Here is a 14,934-nt window from a genome sequence, read left to right as displayed (position 1 = left end):
GAGGAGCCGCACCTCTCCACCCGGCCCTGCGCAAGCACGATCAGAGACGTCAGGTGCTCGCCCCTTGCCGTACTACTGCTCTGAGGGATCTTCACGTGAGGCGGATCGGCTGCGGAGTGTGACGAGGGCCAGCAGGGCGGAGAACAGTGCGGCCGAACCGCAGACCACGAAGCCGATCGAGTAGCCGTGGCCGAGGGCGTCCATGGCGAGTGGGTGCAGGTCGGCCAGTTTCGGTGACGCCTCCGAGGCGCCGTTCACCGCGAGGGGGCCGCCCTCTTCCAGTACGGCCGTGCCCGCGCCCTTCAGTGCTTGCGGGAGGGCGGAGCCGTGCAGGGAGTCGGAGAAGCTGCTTGCCGCACGGCTCAGGGCCACCGCGCCGATGACGGCGGGGCCGAGGGTGAAGCCGAAGTCGCGCAGCAGGTTGGTGGTGGCGCTCGCCATGCCGGCCAGGTGCACCGGCACGGTGTTGACTGCCGTTGCCGTGATCGAGGAGACGGTGATCGCGAAGCCCAGGCCGACCAGGCCGAGCGGCACGATCAGCGAGGTGAAGGCGGTGTCGGTGATCGGCAGTGTGGCCGCCAGGTAGTCGCCCGCCGCGATCAGCAACAGTCCGCCGCCCAGCAACAGTCCCGGTGCCACCGTCCGCAGCAGCCGCTCCGTCAGCGGCAGCATCGCGAGCGTGATGCCGTTGAGCAGGACGAATGCCAGGCCCGTCCGCATCGGTGCCTGATCCTGCACCGGGCCCAGGCGGATGCTGACGGAGTAGGCGGTGCCCAGGAAGGCGAACATGCCGACCACGGCCACGATCGAGGCGACCGCGAAGGCGCGGTTGCGGAACAGGTCCAGACGCAGCAGTGGGGACTTGGCGCGTTTCTCGGCCAGGACGAACGCGGCGAGGAAGAGCGCGGCCAGCACGAAGGCGATGACGATCGAGGGCGAGGCCCAGCCGTCCGTCGGGCCCTGGATGATGGCGTAGAGCAGGGAGAAGAGGCCCAGGCCGATGGTCAGTTGCCCTGCGATGTCGAGTGAACGACCCTCGGGGGCACTGGAGTTGACGGCGAACCGGGCACTGATGGCGGCGCTCGCCGCGGCGACGGCGGTGACGACGACGAAGGACCAGCGCCACGAGCCGTAGGTGGCAGTGACACCGCCGAGCAGCGGGGCGAGGAACCCGCCGGTGGACAGCAGGGCCGCCCACATCGCGATGACCCGGGCCCGCTGTGCGGGCGAGGTGGTGCCGGCGGCCAGGATGGCCAGCGAGGTCGGGAAAAGGGCAGCCGCGCCCAGGCCGGCCAGGGCCTGTCCGGCCCACAGTTGGTGGACGCCGGAGGCGGTGGCGCTGACCAACTCGCCCACGGCCAGCAGCGATGCACCGCCGACCAGCAGCCGCTTGCGGCCGAAGAGGTCGCCGAGCAGGCCGAAGGTCAGCTCCAGTACGGCGACCGGGAGCAGGAAGGCGTCGGAGATCCAGGTGAGCTGCGAGCCGACCGGGTGCAGGTCGGACTGGAACAGCCCGTTGAGGGTGGCCGGTATGGCCAGGCCGATCTGGGCGAGGCAGACGGCGAGGAGACCGGCGACCAAAGTGCCGGTGGTCAGGCCGGGGCCGGTGGCGGTGACGGTTTTGGCGGAGGGTTCGGTCGTCGTTGACACGGAGGGCTCCTGAGGGGCGGGTAGCTCGGGGTACGGAGGGGACGCTTCGCGATCAGCGGGTGCCCGTCAGGCGACTGGGCCGGTAGTCGGTGAAGGCGGCGCCGTCGAGGCCCGACTCGTCGGCGCCGTGCTGGAGTTCGCCCGCGGTGGCGGCGTCGTCCCAGTGCCCGGTGTCCAGCCGGTGCTCCACGGCGTGCAAGGCGGCGACCACTTCGGCGGTGGTGAAGTTGCAGTGGCTCTGGCGGGCGACGTAGGCCTGGCGCAGCAGCGCGGAGTCACCGGCTCTGCGCACCCGCTGGGCGAGGGCCGATTCCTGCTCGACGGGCACCAGTTGGTCGGCGGTGGTGTGGATGTCCAGCAGCGGCACGGCCAGGCCCTGTCCGGCGGTGGAGGTCCGCTTCAGATGAGCCACGGCGGCCGGGTCGGCTGTGATGTCCGCACCGTGGGTGAGCTGGTTCAGGTCGGCGCGGAGGTTGAGCCCGGCGTCGCGGTAGAGGGCTGCGACCTGCTTGGCGTGGGCGGACTTGTGCAGGAGCCCTGCGTAGTCGACGCCCTTGTTCCAGGAGGTGTTGCCGCCGGCGGACTGCTCCACCGACCAGCGCGCCGGGACGATGAAGCTGAGCAGGCCCTGGGCGAGCCAGGCGTACTGCTGCTGCTCCTGGCCCGCGAAGTCGTCGCGCGCGGGCGGCTGCTGGCCGGGAGCCCAGTCGGCCAGGTTGAGGTAGGCGGCGGCCAGGGCGATCCGGGCGCGTCCCGCCGGGGTCTGCTGCGCCGCCTCGACGGCCTTCGTGAGGCGGTCGGCGAGCGCGGTCGCATCGGCCTGGCTTTCCAGGTTCACCAGGGCGTCGGCGTCGGCCGGGTCGAAGAACGTGGCCAGGGTGTACTCGGCGTCCAGTTGGTAGTTGTCCAGGTCGACACCGCCCGCGACCAGGCCGCACAGGCCGAGCGCACCGTCGATGCGTCCCGCGCCGTCCCGGGCTATCTGGGCGTTGATCAGGCCGCCCATGGACTGGCCCACCGAGATGACCCGGGTCGGGGTGCCGATCTGCTGGCGGAAGGCGGTGAGTGCGGCGAACTGGTCCCGCTCGGCCGAGTCGAGCGCCCACATCGAACCGTGCGGGTCGTAGGAGGAGCCGACGAGGGCGTAGCCGGCGTCCAGCAGTGCCTGGTGCGCCGCGGCCGACGGGGCGTCGGCGGCGGTGGTCGGTCCGAAGCCGTGGCTGAACAGCAGCAGGGTGCCGTTCCACTGCTCGGGTTTGTCCGCGATCCAGGCGGCGCCGTCGGACAGAGCGCCGGAGTAGTGCTCGGCGGTGGTGGCGTGGGCGCCTGTCGCGGGCCCGAGCAGGGCAGTCGCGAGGGCGGTCGCGCAGACGGCTGCGAGGGTCGAAAGACGGGGTCGGGGCATGGCGGCGGCTCCGCGGGTCGAGTGGGGACCGAGTGGAGGAGCTAGCTGGAGGAGCTAGCTGGAAGAGCGCTGCGAATGTAGGGCTCTTTTTTCATTGCCGTCAATAGACTGACCAATAATGAGCCAGGCGGGTCCGCATGCGGATGTGCGGGGCCCGGGAGCGGCGGTCAGTCCAGCGTCAGGGTGTCCAACAGGCGTGCGGCCGCGCGCGCCGCCGGGCGTTCCCAGCGGCTGGCCAGGCCGCGGAAGACGGTCTCCGCCTGGGCGGCGGGCCAGTCCGCCGGCAGGTGTTCTGCGGGCAGATGCGGGTCCCTTCGCACCAGGTCCAGCCAGTCGGTGTGCAGCAGGAGCTGACCTGCGAGTTCGTCGCCGGAGGCCGCGGCGGGCAGCGGGTCGGTGCGGTCCCAGCGCTCCAGGAACGCCCGGTACCGTGCACCGATGGCCGGCACGTCGAACGCCTGCTCCAGCACCTCACGGACGTCGGTCGGCGACTCCACCTCGGCCCGGAACACCCTCAGATACGCCTCCAGGCCGAGACCCGCCACCATCGCGCGGACGTCGACGCGCGCCGGGGCCACCCACAAGCCGTTCTGCAGCGGACCGAAGCCCGCCCAGATCAGGCGGGAACGCAGATCGTGCCGTTCACGGCTCCACGCCTCGGGCAGCGAGAAGCCCACCATCGTCCAGCGGCCGTCCCAGTCCCGGTTGACCGCGCCGGTGCGCCAGATGCGGTCCCTGCCGTCGGTCAGCACCTGCACGGCGTGCGGCGTCAGCCCGAAGTAGGTCTTCCGGCCCTGGCGGCGACGCTCCAGCAGACCTCGCTTGACCATCCGGTTCAGCGTGGTCCGCACCGCGTCCTCAGTGCTGCCCACCCGCCCGAGAGCGGCGATCACGCTGCCCGACGACACGGCGATGGGCCGCCCCAGCACGTGAGCGCCGAAGAAGGTCAGCATCAGGGACTGGGTGCGCGGCTCGGGACCGCTCTCGGCGGTGGCTCCGGCTGCGACATCGACACTGGTCACCGCCACAGCGTAGGCCCGGAGCGGGCGCACGCTGTCTCAACCCCAGAAAGCGTGTCATTTCCGTGACGGAAATCGATGAATAGACCAAGATTGCTGGTCTGGGCACGAGGCGGAGGGCGAGAGGAAGAGCCCCATTCCGGCAGAGCGTCACTCGACGCGCGCACGTCCTCCTTCGAGAAGGCCGAGATCCCCCCACTTCTTCGCGCTGGGGAAGTCGTCCTCCGTCAACGACTGGAGGAGACGGCGAGGGCGACCCAAGAGGTCGGCACAGTAGCCGGCAGCAGCGCTTGGGCATCGGCATCGCCGCGCCCGTAGGGTTGCCACGGCCACCGCCTGATAGCCGTGGCACTCGCTCCCCCGCGTCCCGACGCCCGGGATGCGAGTCCATCCCCACGACGGCGAGATCGTCGCCGCAACGGTCACGGTCGGCCCAAGCACGCCCCCCGTCTGGATCGAGGTCGGCCTCGGCGCCGACACCGACCTCGACGCCGTACGCCCCTTCCGCCGCACCGACACCGCCGCAGCCGGTGGGGGCGGGCCGCGGTCAGGGCAGGATCTTGATCGCGCTGCCCCAGTTGGTGCCGAGCGCCTGCTGCATGGCCATGTGCAGGAACTGGAGTGCCTCCAACTCGCGGGCGCGCCGGAGCGGGCCGGCGTCGAGCGGCCGCAGGCCACCGGAGGTGACCAGGTCGGACACTTTCTTCTTCGCCATCTCGTCGTCGCCGGCGATGAACACGTCCAACGGCGCGCCGCCGACCTCACCCGCGACGAGCAAGCCGGCGAAGGTGGTGTTGAACGCCTTGACGACGGTGACGCCGTCAGCGGCGGCGGCAGCGATCTCCTCGGCGGCCGAAGTGCCGGGCGGGGTCGCCAGCGAGTCGAACGTGGCGAAGTCGACGGGGTTGGAGATGTCGACGACGACCTTGCCGGCGAGCTCGTCGCCCCGGGCGGCGACGACATCCCTGCCCGCCGGATACGGCAGCGCGAGGACGACGATGTCGGCACCGTCGACGCCGTCCGCGGCCTCCACGTCGGCGCCAGGGACCCGTTCGCGCAGCACGTCGACGAGCGCCTCGGTTTTGGTCGCGTCATTGCCGACGAGTCGGACACCATGCCCGCCGGTGAGCGCGCGGGTCGCGATACCGCCGGCCATGCTGCCGGGACCGATGAGGGTGATCTGCATGTCAGGGCTCCTTCGGGGACGGCCGCTCAGGCGTGTAGCCCGATGCGGAGGCGCGGCCGCAGCAAACGAAATATCTGCTTCCTCAGATAACCCTGCGTCATGTGCGATCGCCGCGCCTACAAGGTCAGCCAAACAGAGCGCAGACGTTGAAGCATCTTTACGGTGCGCTCAGGACAGCGGTTCTCCGTGCGCCCCCGCCGCGCGGAGCAATCGTCAAGACCTGTGGACGGGAGCCGCACCGACCCAGCGGTGATAGGCGTCTACGTCGACGTTGCTGCCGCACACGATGGTGACTACGTGCCGGCCGGCGAAGCGGTCACGGTCTTCGAGGATCGCCGCGATGCCGAGCGCGGCCGACGGTTCGACGACGAGGCCGGCGTGGTCGAGGAGCATCCGCATACCGGCGATGATCGACGCCTCCTGGACCAGCACGGCGTCGTCAGCGACCAGGAGGAGGTCGTCCAGGACCGCCGGGATGGGACACCGGCCGGCGACGCCGTCAGCGATGGTGTCGGTCGAATCCGTGGTGACGACGCGCCGCCTGCGCCACGAGTGGGTCATCGCCGGTGCGCCCAGCGGCTGAACGCAGATCACCTCGGCTTCGGGCGCCAAGGCCTTCACCACATGACCCACACCGGTGGCCAGCGCCCCGCCGCCGAGAGCGATCAGAACGGCGTCGAACGACGGCACGGTGTCCACCAGTTCCAGGCCGATGGTCGCCGCGCCCTCGCAGGTCTCGATGTCCAGGCTGTCTTCGACCAGCCGGATGCCGTCGTACCGCGCTATGGCCGCCGCCCGCTCGCGAGCCATCTCGTGGTCGCCGTCAACCAGCTCCAGCCTGGCGTCCAATGCGCGGATGCGATCAAGCTTGGCCACCGTCGCAAAGCGGGATGCCACCACGGTCACGTCGAGCCCCCGGCCACGACCGGACCAAGCGAGGGCCTGGCCAAGATTGCCCGCGCTGGCGCACACCACGGCTCGCGAGTCATGCTCGGCGAGCAGGCTCGCGACGACCTCGGTGCCGCGGGCCTTGAAGCTGCGGACCGGGTTCGCCGTTTCGAGCTTGATGCTCACCGTGCACCCGAGGTCGGGCTCCAGCGCCTCGCAGCGGTACAGCGGAGTGTCGAGAAACATCGGGTCGATGACCCGGCGAGCCGCCCGAATCCGAGCAGTGTCGAGGCGCGTCTCCAGCACGACACGGCAGCCTAGTGCCGCCGGCGCTGTTGCATCGAGTAATTGTCAATTCTGCGGGTCGGTCGAGGTTGATCAGGCTGCGTGAGCCTCGGGGCGTTCGACGAAGTGGCCGCATTCGAAGCGGGCTCCGGCGCGGACGAGGTCGACGAGGTCAGTGTCGTCCGTCCGCGCGCCCTGGCAGGGACCGACCGCTACGCCCCCGACCTGACCCAGCTCGCCGGTGAACTCCTGCTCAAGAGACCGGAGTTCGCCCGTCTGCGGAAGCGCTACGACGCCAGAGGCCACAGCCACGGCCGCAAGACCTCCACCATCCCGAGGTCGGCGACCTCGCCCCTCGACTCCCAGCCGACGCCGCGCGAACCCTCCCCCGACTCGGACGACGCCACGTCGTCCTCCTCCTGCCCCTGGCTCCGACTGCGGGCAGGCAGCGTTCTGGTCAGGACTGAGTGCGCCTCAGGACTGTGTGCGCCGTTCTTGTTCGACCTTGGCACCTGAATGCCCGGCGGCCTGCGGGGCGGTCAGGTCGAGCAGGAGCATGGCGTCGTGGTCCGGCGTGCCGGGATCGGCGGTGTAGACGCCGAGGCGTTGGCCCGGGGTGTCGTCGAGGTGCATGCTCTGCCCGCTGATGGTGAGGGTGCCGACCTCGGGGTGGTGGAAGGTCTTCCGAGTCTTCTTGCGCCCGACGACGTCGTAGCGCTCCCACAACTTGGCGAACTCCGGGCTCTTGAGCAGGAGTTCACCCACGAGGCTGGTGAGGTCGGGGGCGTCCGGGTCGAGGCCGGCCTGGGCGCGCAGCCGGGCGACGCAGCCGCGAACCTGATACTCCCAGTCGTCACGGAAGAGCGTGCGCGCGGCGGGGTGGAGGAAGAGGTAGCGGGCCAGGTTGCGCTGCGTGGCGGGCCAGTCGGCGAGGCCCGCGTACAGGGCGAGGCCGCCGGGGTTCCAGGCGAGCAGGTCCATGCTGCGGCTGATGATGTAGGCGGGGCTCGGCCGTAGCGTCTCCAGGACCAGCTTCAGGTGCGGGCGCACGGTCCGGCTGGGCGGCGGCGGGGGCTCGGGGGCGTACCGTGCGGCCTGGGTGGCCAGCTCGCGCAGGTGCCGGTGCTCGGCGTCGTCGAGACGCAGGGCACGCGCCAGGGCATCGAGGACAGAGGGGCTGGGGCGGGTCTCCTTACCACGCTCCAGACGGACGTAGTAGTCGATGCTGATGCCGGCGAGCGTGGCCAGCTCCTCGCGGCGCAGACCGGGGGTTCGGCGCAGGCCGGTGCCCACAGTGAGGCCGACCTGGTCGGGGCGGGTCTGGGTGCGGCGCGCGTACAGGAACCTGCCCAGCTCCATGCCGCCGCTACTGCTGGTGCTCTGCTCGGATGCCATTTCGACAGTGTCACACCGCGCTGACCTGCATGACAGGCGCGTGGGGGGCACTGTCATGCCCCCCGAACACCACACCCCGGCACAGCCCGGCCTGCCACCGGGCCTGAAAGAGCGACAGGCTCGGTGTCTGTCAGCATCCTGTCCTTCCAGCACTGGAGATCGTCCCGTGTCCGTGTCCGCCTCGCCCACACCCCTCCACGCAGGAACGGCCGGACTGCCGCCGCAGAGCCGGCCGGGTGGGCGTATGGCGCTGGCCGCCGTACTGCTCGGCTTCTTCACGATCATGGTCGACGCGATGATCGTGAACGTGGCCCTGCCCTCGATCGGGCGCGGTTTCGGCAGCGGGATGACCGGGCTGCAGCGGGTGGTCGACGGCTACACGCTCGCCTTCGCCGCGTTCCTCCTGTCCGCCGGCGCGATCAGTGACCGTATCGGGGCGCGCCAGGCGTTCGCCGTCGGCCTGGGCCTGTTCGTGGCAGCATCCGCGGTGTGCGGGACAGCCCCGAACCTGGGCGTTCTGGTGGCGGCGCGACTGGTGCAGGGAGCCGGCGCCGCGATGGTCGTACCGTCCTCCCTCTCCTTGCTGCGGGAGGTCTTCCCCGACCCGGCGGCCCGCGCGAAGGCGATCGCCCTGTGGGGCGTGAGCGGTTCCGTCGGCGCCGCCGCCGGACCCGTGGCCGGTGGGCTGCTCACCGTCGTCGACTGGCGGATGATCTTCTTCGTCGATGTGCCCGTCGGCGCGGTGGCCCTGCTGCTCCTCAGGCGCGCCCAGCCCTCTCCCCGGCAGCAGGCGCCCTTCGACTGGACCGGCCAGGTGGCCGCGGTCTCCGCCCTGGGCGGGCTGACGTACGCGGTCATCGAGGCCGGTGCGGACGGGTTCGGCGCCGCGCGGGTCCTGGCCGCCTTCGCCGTGGCGGTCGTCGCGGCCGTCGTCTACGTCGTCGCACAGGCCCGTGGACGGCACCCGATGACACCGCTGCCGCTGCTGCGCTCCCGCACGATGTCCCTGTCGGCCGCCATCGGGTTCGCCCTGAACGTGGGCTTCTACGGGATGATCTTCCTGCTCGGGCTGTACCTCCAGCAGGTGCACGGGCTGACCGCGCTCGCCACCGGTGTCGCGTTCCTGCCGATGACCGTACTCACGTCCTTCATGGGCCCGGTCGCCGCCCGCATGTCGACGCGGTTCGGTGCGCGGATGCCGGTGATCAGCGGACAGCTGCTGATGGCCACGGGGCTGCTGGCGATGGTGACCGTGCCCGCCGCCGCGCCGGTATGGCTGTCGGTGGTGCTGATGGTGCCGGTCGGTGCCGGCGGCGCGATGGCCGTGACCGCGCTGGTGGCGCTCCTGCTGGAGAACGTGCCCGCCGAGCGGGCCGGTGTCGCCAGTGGTGTGCTGAACGCGGCGCGCCAGCTCGGCGGCGCCCTGGCCGTCGCCGCCTTCGGCGCACTCGTCGCCGACCGGGCCGGGTTCGTCTCCGGCCTGCACACCAGTCTACTGATCGCCGCGGCGACCGTGGCAGTGAGCGTCGTGGCCGCCGTGCTGCTCCGACCCGCCCGGAAGGCGTGATGACCACGGCGACACGGCCCGGACTCTGAACGACCACCTGCCCCAATCCGCTCCTCCCGTGCAAAAGGAAAATCCCATGCAGACCGTCACCCTCAACAACGGCGTAGAGATGCCGATCCTCGGCTTCGGCGTCTTCCAGATCGCCCCGGAGCAGACCGAGCAGGCCGTCACCGATGCCCTGGCCGCCGGCTACCGGCTCCTCGACACCGCCGCCGCCTATGGCAATGAGGAGGCCGTCGGCCGTGCCATCAAGGCCAGCGGCATCCCGCGCGAGGAACTGTTCGTCACCACCAAGCTGTGGGTGCAGGACACCGGCGAGGAGAACACCCGGCGCGCCTTCGACACATCGCTGCGCAAGCTCGGCCTGGACTACCTCGACCTGTATCTCATCCACCAGCCCTACGGTGACGTCCACGGCTCCTGGCGTGCCATGGAGGGCCTGAACCGCGAAGGCCGGGCCAAGGCGATCGGCGTCTCCAACTTCTACGCCGACCGGCTCGTCGACCTCATCGACCGCAACGAGATCACGCCCGCGGTCAACCAGATCGAGACCCACCCGTTCTTCCAGCGCACCGCCGACCAGGAGCTGATGCGCGAGCGCGGCGTGCAGATCATGTCGTGGGGCGGGTTCGCCGAGGGCAAGAACAACCTCTTCACGCACCCGGTGCTCAGCGGTATCGCAGACCAGCACGGCAGGTCCGTGGCGCAGGTCGTCCTTCGCTGGCTCATCCAGCGTGAAGTCGTCGCCATCCCCAAGTCGGTCCGCGCCGACCGGATGAAGGAGAACATCGACGTCTTCGACTTCGAGCTCACCGACGACCAGATGACGTCCATCGCCACCCTGGACACCGGCGGCTCGCTGTTCTTCGACCACCGCGACCCGGCCGCCGTCAGCCGGATCGGCAACCTCCGCATCCACGACTGACCCGGCAGGCGCGACAGCGAGGGCTTCACGGTGTCCCAGAAGCAGAACATCACCGACGTACTCAGGGTCGGCGCGACCGGCAGCATCGGACGTCTCGCAACCTCCCCCCAGGCGCTCGACGGCGCCCGGCCGTGGTGGGCGTAGATGACCTCGATCTACGCCACCTGCGATGACATCCCGGGCAACTCCCCCTGGAAGCGCCGCTCCGAGCGGCTACTGCCTGCCGGCGGACTGCCGTACACGATCTTCCGGCCCGGCTGGTGCGACCACACAGGCCCCACCCGGCGGCACCTCGTCCTGGAACAGGGCGGCACGGTCGACGGCGGGATCGCCCCTTCGCGGAACCGACGTATGACAGCGAGCGAACTCGCCGCCGGGGAACCGAAACCCTCCACGCTGGGGCGACGCACACTCCTCCGTGGCGTACTTCTGGGAGGAGTCACCGTCATGACCGGTATCCAGATCGCCGGCTGTTCCACGTCCTCGCCGAGCGGGGCAGCGCGGGAGTCCGCCAAGCGACCTGCCTCGGCGGCCTCGGCCGGGAAGCGGGTTCTGCTGGCCTACTTCTCCCGGCCGGGCGAGAACTACTCCTACGGCGGGCGCACGAAACTCAAGATCGGGAACACCGAAGTCCTCGCCGGAATGATCAGTGACCGCATCGAGTGCGACGTACACCGCATCGAAGCCGTCGACCCCTACCCCGACGACTACGACGAGACGGTCGCACGCAATGTCCGCGAACAGAATGCCGAAGCACGGCCTGCCATCGCCAACCTCCCGTCCTCGATGGAGCGTTACGACACCGTGCTGCTCGGCAACCCCATCTGGAACGTCCGAGCACCCATGATCATGACGACCTTCGCGGAGACGTTCGACTTCCGTGGCAAGACGGTCTTCCCGTTCACCACATACGCCATGAGCGGACTGGGCACGACCGAACGTGACTACAGGGCGTCCTGCCCGGGCGCGACCATCGGCGAAGGGCTCGCGGTACGTGGCGAGGAGGTCCGGGACGCCGGTGCCGACGTCCAATCGTGGCTACGACACATCGGCGTCCTCCCGGGCTGAACCAACCCCTCACCCCTTGACGGCCCCGGTCAGCATGTCCTTGGCGAAGTGCGGCTGCGGGAACGGGAAGACCAGCGTGATGGGCAGAAGGGTGCGGTGACAAGCGCGCCATGAAGCTCCCCCACCTTCGGGTCAGAGCCAGCACGTCTTGCGCACCCTCGCCACATGGGCCGACGGCCACGCCGACACGATCTGGACAGCCCACACTCGCTACGCCGAGCTGACGAAGGTCTGAAACACAGGCGTGCGCCGCCGAAGCGTGCGTCCGCAGTACCAGATGGCACCGCGGACGCCTCGCCCGTCCTCTCAGCAGCCGCCCCTCACCGGAGCTTGGCGGTGATGCCGTATCGACCGGACGTCAACCGGCAGACGTAGACACCATCGGCGTAACCGATGAAGCTCACGCCCTCCGCTCCTGCCAGTGGAGTTCGTCCTTCGCGGACAGAATCGGCCGACGCCGCCGGAAGTCGCAGTACCGCCTCGCTGTTCGGGGGCACCGCCACGTCGTACACCAGGTGACGGCCGCTGTCTTCCAGCTTCCACTCGCTGCTGATCAGGCCGTACGGCGACTCGTACGAGCCCGACACCTGCGTGATCCTGCCCGTCGGGTCGATGTGGGGCTGGAGCAGGAAGCGCTTGAAACCGGGGCTGTCCGGGTCGCGGGCGATGCCGACCATGTATGCGTACATCCACTCCATGATCGCGCCGTAGGCGTAGTGGTTGAAGGAGTTCATGCTGACCGGGCCGAAGCCCGCGTCCTTGGAGTAGGAGTTCCAGCGCTCCCAGACGGTGGTGGCGCCGTTCTTCACGGAGAAGAGCCAGGACGGCAGTGCGTTCTGGTGCAGCAGCTTGTACGCGAGGTCGGCGCGGCCCTCGTCGGTGAGGACGGGAGCGAGGAGGTTGACGCCGAGGAAGCCGACGGACAGCGTGTTCTCGGCGTACTTGACCCGGCTGCTGTTCGGGTGCGCCGCCTTGTAGGCGGCGTCATTGCCGATGTTGTCCGCCAACAGCCCGACGAGCGTACGGCGTTGGGCCTCCGTCTCGTAGAAGCCGAGCTTGAGGACCCACAGCAGCGCTGTCTGGCTGTTGTCCTCCGTCTTCTGGTTGGGGTCGGAGCCCGGTTCGATCGGGGAGGCGTCGCCCAGGCTGGACTTGACCGTGACCGTGCCGCCCTCGGTGCTCAGGTACTTGGTGAGGAACGCCTGCTTGATGCGTCCGAAGAGCCTGTCGTACGTCTCTCCCTCCGTCGGCCGGCCGATCGCGCGGGCCAACTGCGCCATCAGCCGCGCGACATAGCCGTAGTAGACGTCGCTCATGAGCTGGGCGCTGGTCTTCTGCGGCGCCAGCCAGTCGCCGGTGAGGGATCCCTGTCCGGCGTAGGTGTCGCCGGTCTGCTGCTGGATCCAGTCCAGGTAGCGGGTCAGCGCGGGCCAGCTGCGCTCGACGACGGTCGCGTCGCCGGTCATCTGCCATATGGTCCAGGGCAGGATGACGCCGCAGTCCGCCCAACCGCTACCGCCGCCCGGGAAGTTGTAGCGTCCGCCGGGGGCGACCCCGGTGAACTGGGCTTTGTCCTCGCCGTAGATGGTCTGGGAGTCGACGACCGTGTCCTGGAAGTGGCTGAGGAAGGCGGCGGCGTCCGCGTTGTAGAGGCCGGTCGTGGAGAAGACCTGGGTGTCGCCGGTCCAGCCGAGGCGTTCGTCGCGTTGCGGGCAGTCGGTGGGGACCCAGAGGTAGTTGCCGCGCTGGCCCCACCGTATGTTGCTCGCCAGCTGGTTGATGTCGGGGTCGTTGGTGGTGACGGTGCCGGTCTCGTGGATCGCGGAAGTGGCGACCTTTCCGGTCAGGCCGGTGATCGTGACGGTGTCTGTCGCGGTGACGGACACATAGCGGAAGCCGTAGAAGGTCAGGGAGTCCTGGTGGGTCTCGCCCTGCCGGTCGCCCTTCAGGATGTATGTGCTGGTGGCCTTGGCGCTGCGGAGGTTGGCCCGGTAGACGGAGCCCTCGGGGCCGTCCGCGCCGGCGCTGTCGTCGTTGAGCATCTCGCCGAATCTGAACTCGACTTGGGCCCCGGCCGGTCCGCGCAGGCTGTAGCGGGCCACGCCGACCATGTTCTGGCCGAGGTCGAAGACGGCGGTCTCGCCACTGCCGATCGTGACCGAGGCGGCGGCGCTTTCGCGGGGTCCGTCACCGTCCGGGCCGGGTCCACGACGATGCGTCCCCTGCCGTTCGGGCTGCCGTCCTGGCCGGTCACCCCGGTGGCGACGGTGATCGACTGCGGCCGGCGGTCCCAGCGGTGCATGAAGCGCGCGGTCTCGCCCGGGTAGGCGAGGAGCTGCACGTCCGGGTACTTGTCCTGGAAGGCGACCCGTGCCACGTCCGACCAGGCGGAGTCGTCGAACCCGGGCGCCGTCCAGCCCGGCAGCTCCTTCCGGGCGTCGTAGGTCTGGCCGTCGTAGATGTCGTCGGCCCGGTAAGGGCCGGTGTCCGTGGCCTTCCAGCCGCCGTCCGCACTGGTGACGACCGTCTGCGACGTGCCGTCGGTGTACCGGATCAGCAGCTTGGCCTTCACCGCCAGGGCGTTGCCGTCCTTGGAGTAGTACGGGCTGCCGTCGGAGATGCGGGCGTTGTACCAGCCGTTGCCCAGGACGACGGCGAGGGTGACGGCCGGCTGCGATGTCACGAGGTCCGTGATGTCGTAGGTCAGGTAGTTGATCCGCGCGTCGTAGTTGGTCCAGCCCGGCGGCAGCAGTTCGGTCGTGGCGCCGCCGTCCTGCGGGACGGTGACATGGCGTCCGTTGACGTAGGCGTCGTACACGCCGAGGGCCGAGACGTACAGCCGTGCCTCGCGGACCTGGGGCCCGCTCTTCAGGGCTGTTTGCTTGCGCAGCATCGGTGCGCCGGCCGAGGCGGGGGCCTTCCCCTTCATCCCGATCCACTGCGCGCCGTCCCAACCGGTGGCGCCGTCGGTGCTCATGAGGCCGGTCTCGAAGAAGGCCGCGGGGGCGGTACCCACCGTACGGCCGTCCGCGTCCCACACGCTGACGGTCCAGTGATAGCGGGTCGAGGGCCGGAGGGCCTTGCCCGCGTAGCGGACGGCCACCGAGTCGCGCGAGGTGACACGGCCGCTGTTCCAGACGTCGGCACGGGCGCCGGTCAGCTTGTCCGGAGAACTCGCGACGAGGATCTGATACGCGCCCTGGCCCCGCCCACGGGCGGCGGACCGCATGCGCCACCCCAGGCGCGGCCGGGCGACGTCCACGCCCAGGGGATCGGTGCGGTGCTCCACGGTCAGCCCTGATACCGCGTCCTCCTCCGCACCATGCGACGGTTGCGCCACCGCGCTCGTTCCGCCTCCCAAGGCACCATCCCCTAGAGCCACGGCGCCGACCGTCGCGGCGAGCACGGTACGGCGGCGGAACCCCGTTCTGTCCCCGTGGGGAGGGATTCCCTGCTCGTCATCGCGGTCGGTGCCATCTGCACTGTGTGCTTCATCGTTCACACCAGCTTCCTTTCGCTTTCCCGTCATCGGTCAAGAGCCGGCTC

General features: G+C 70.0%; 9 protein-coding genes and 2 pseudogenes. 4 read left to right on the top strand and 7 right to left on the bottom strand.

Annotation, left to right across the window (positions count from 1 at the left end; genetic code table 11):
• Nucleotides 1-72: 72 nt before the first annotated feature.
• The 5 genes from AB5J50_RS48820 to AB5J50_RS48800 all read right to left on the bottom strand — a co-directional run bounded on the left by AB5J50_RS48820 (nt 73) and on the right by AB5J50_RS48800 (nt 6,454).
• Nucleotides 73-1,650, bottom strand: coding sequence for an MFS transporter (locus AB5J50_RS48820; protein ID WP_369264959.1), 1,578 nt, complete (start codon nt 1,648-1,650; stop codon nt 73-75).
• A gap of 52 nt (nt 1,651-1,702) precedes the next feature.
• Complete coding sequence (locus AB5J50_RS48815; RefSeq protein WP_369264958.1) at nt 1,703-3,055, bottom strand: alpha/beta hydrolase; 1,353 nt, start codon at nt 3,053-3,055, stop codon at nt 1,703-1,705.
• Between the two features lie 167 nt (nt 3,056-3,222).
• On the bottom strand, nt 3,223-4,083 hold the full coding sequence (locus AB5J50_RS48810; protein ID WP_369265724.1) for a PaaX family transcriptional regulator C-terminal domain-containing protein: 861 nt from the start codon (nt 4,081-4,083) through the stop codon (nt 3,223-3,225).
• A gap of 538 nt (nt 4,084-4,621) precedes the next feature.
• Entirely contained in the window at nt 4,622-5,260 is a 639-nt protein-coding gene (locus AB5J50_RS48805; protein WP_369264957.1) for an NADPH-dependent F420 reductase, read from the bottom strand.
• Nucleotides 5,261-5,473: 213 nt separating this feature from the next.
• Nucleotides 5,474-6,454 carry a threonine/serine dehydratase gene (locus AB5J50_RS48800; protein ID WP_369264956.1) on the bottom strand — a complete coding sequence of 327 codons (981 nt, stop codon included), beginning with the start codon at nt 6,452-6,454 and terminating at the stop codon, nt 5,474-5,476.
• Nucleotides 6,455-6,610: 156 nt separating this feature from the next.
• Here AB5J50_RS48800 and AB5J50_RS48795 point away from each other — a divergent pair.
• Nucleotides 6,611-6,727: pseudogene (locus AB5J50_RS48795) on the top strand (transcriptional regulator); the annotation flags it as partial.
• 180 nt (nt 6,728-6,907) lie between these two features.
• On the opposite strand, the gene AB5J50_RS48790 reads toward AB5J50_RS48795, so the two are convergent.
• Nucleotides 6,908-7,828: a helix-turn-helix transcriptional regulator gene (locus tag AB5J50_RS48790; protein WP_369264955.1), complete on the bottom strand. Its 921-nt coding sequence runs from the start codon at nt 7,826-7,828 to the stop codon at nt 6,908-6,910.
• Between the two features lie 166 nt (nt 7,829-7,994).
• Here AB5J50_RS48790 and AB5J50_RS48785 point away from each other — a divergent pair, with 166 nt between their 5' ends.
• The 3 genes from AB5J50_RS48785 to AB5J50_RS48775 all read left to right on the top strand — a co-directional run bounded on the left by AB5J50_RS48785 (nt 7,995) and on the right by AB5J50_RS48775 (nt 11,388).
• Nucleotides 7,995-9,395, top strand: a complete 1,401-nt coding sequence (locus tag AB5J50_RS48785) for an MFS transporter (RefSeq protein ID WP_369264954.1) — start codon at nt 7,995-7,997, stop codon at nt 9,393-9,395.
• Between the two features lie 76 nt (nt 9,396-9,471).
• A complete protein-coding gene (locus tag AB5J50_RS48780) occupies nt 9,472-10,320 on the top strand; it encodes an aldo/keto reductase (protein WP_369264953.1) in 849 nt (282 codons plus the stop codon).
• Nucleotides 10,321-10,464: 144 nt separating this feature from the next.
• Nucleotides 10,465-11,388: a flavodoxin gene (locus AB5J50_RS48775; RefSeq protein ID WP_369264952.1), complete on the top strand. Its 924-nt coding sequence runs from the start codon at nt 10,465-10,467 to the stop codon at nt 11,386-11,388.
• A 320-nt stretch (nt 11,389-11,708) separates the two neighbouring features.
• Here AB5J50_RS48775 and AB5J50_RS48770 read toward each other — a convergent pair.
• Nucleotides 11,709-14,749 (bottom strand): annotated as a pseudogene (locus AB5J50_RS48770) (family 78 glycoside hydrolase catalytic domain).
• Nucleotides 14,750-14,934: the final 185 nt, after the last annotated feature.

It is taken from the genome of Streptomyces sp. R35 (assembly GCF_041053035.1).
Lineage (GTDB): Bacteria > Actinomycetota > Actinomycetes > Streptomycetales > Streptomycetaceae > Streptomyces > Streptomyces lutosisoli.
The sequence above is the reverse complement of the archived record's forward strand: the minus strand, read 5'-3'. Positions and strand labels throughout refer to the sequence as shown.

Excerpts from the sequence above, each read along its gene's own strand:
- AB5J50_RS48815 (WP_369264958.1), bottom strand. The coding sequence starts at position 3,055 with ATGCCCCGACCCCGTCTTTCGACCCTCGCAGCCGTCTGCGCGACCGCC.
- AB5J50_RS48805 (WP_369264957.1), bottom strand. The coding sequence starts at position 5,260 with ATGCAGATCACCCTCATCGGTCCCGGCAGCATGGCCGGCGGTATCGCG.
- AB5J50_RS48790 (WP_369264955.1), bottom strand. The coding sequence starts at position 7,828 with ATGGCATCCGAGCAGAGCACCAGCAGTAGCGGCGGCATGGAGCTGGGC.
- AB5J50_RS48780 (WP_369264953.1), top strand. The coding sequence starts at position 9,472 with ATGCAGACCGTCACCCTCAACAACGGCGTAGAGATGCCGATCCTCGGC.
- AB5J50_RS48775 (WP_369264952.1), top strand. The coding sequence starts at position 10,465 with ATGACCTCGATCTACGCCACCTGCGATGACATCCCGGGCAACTCCCCC.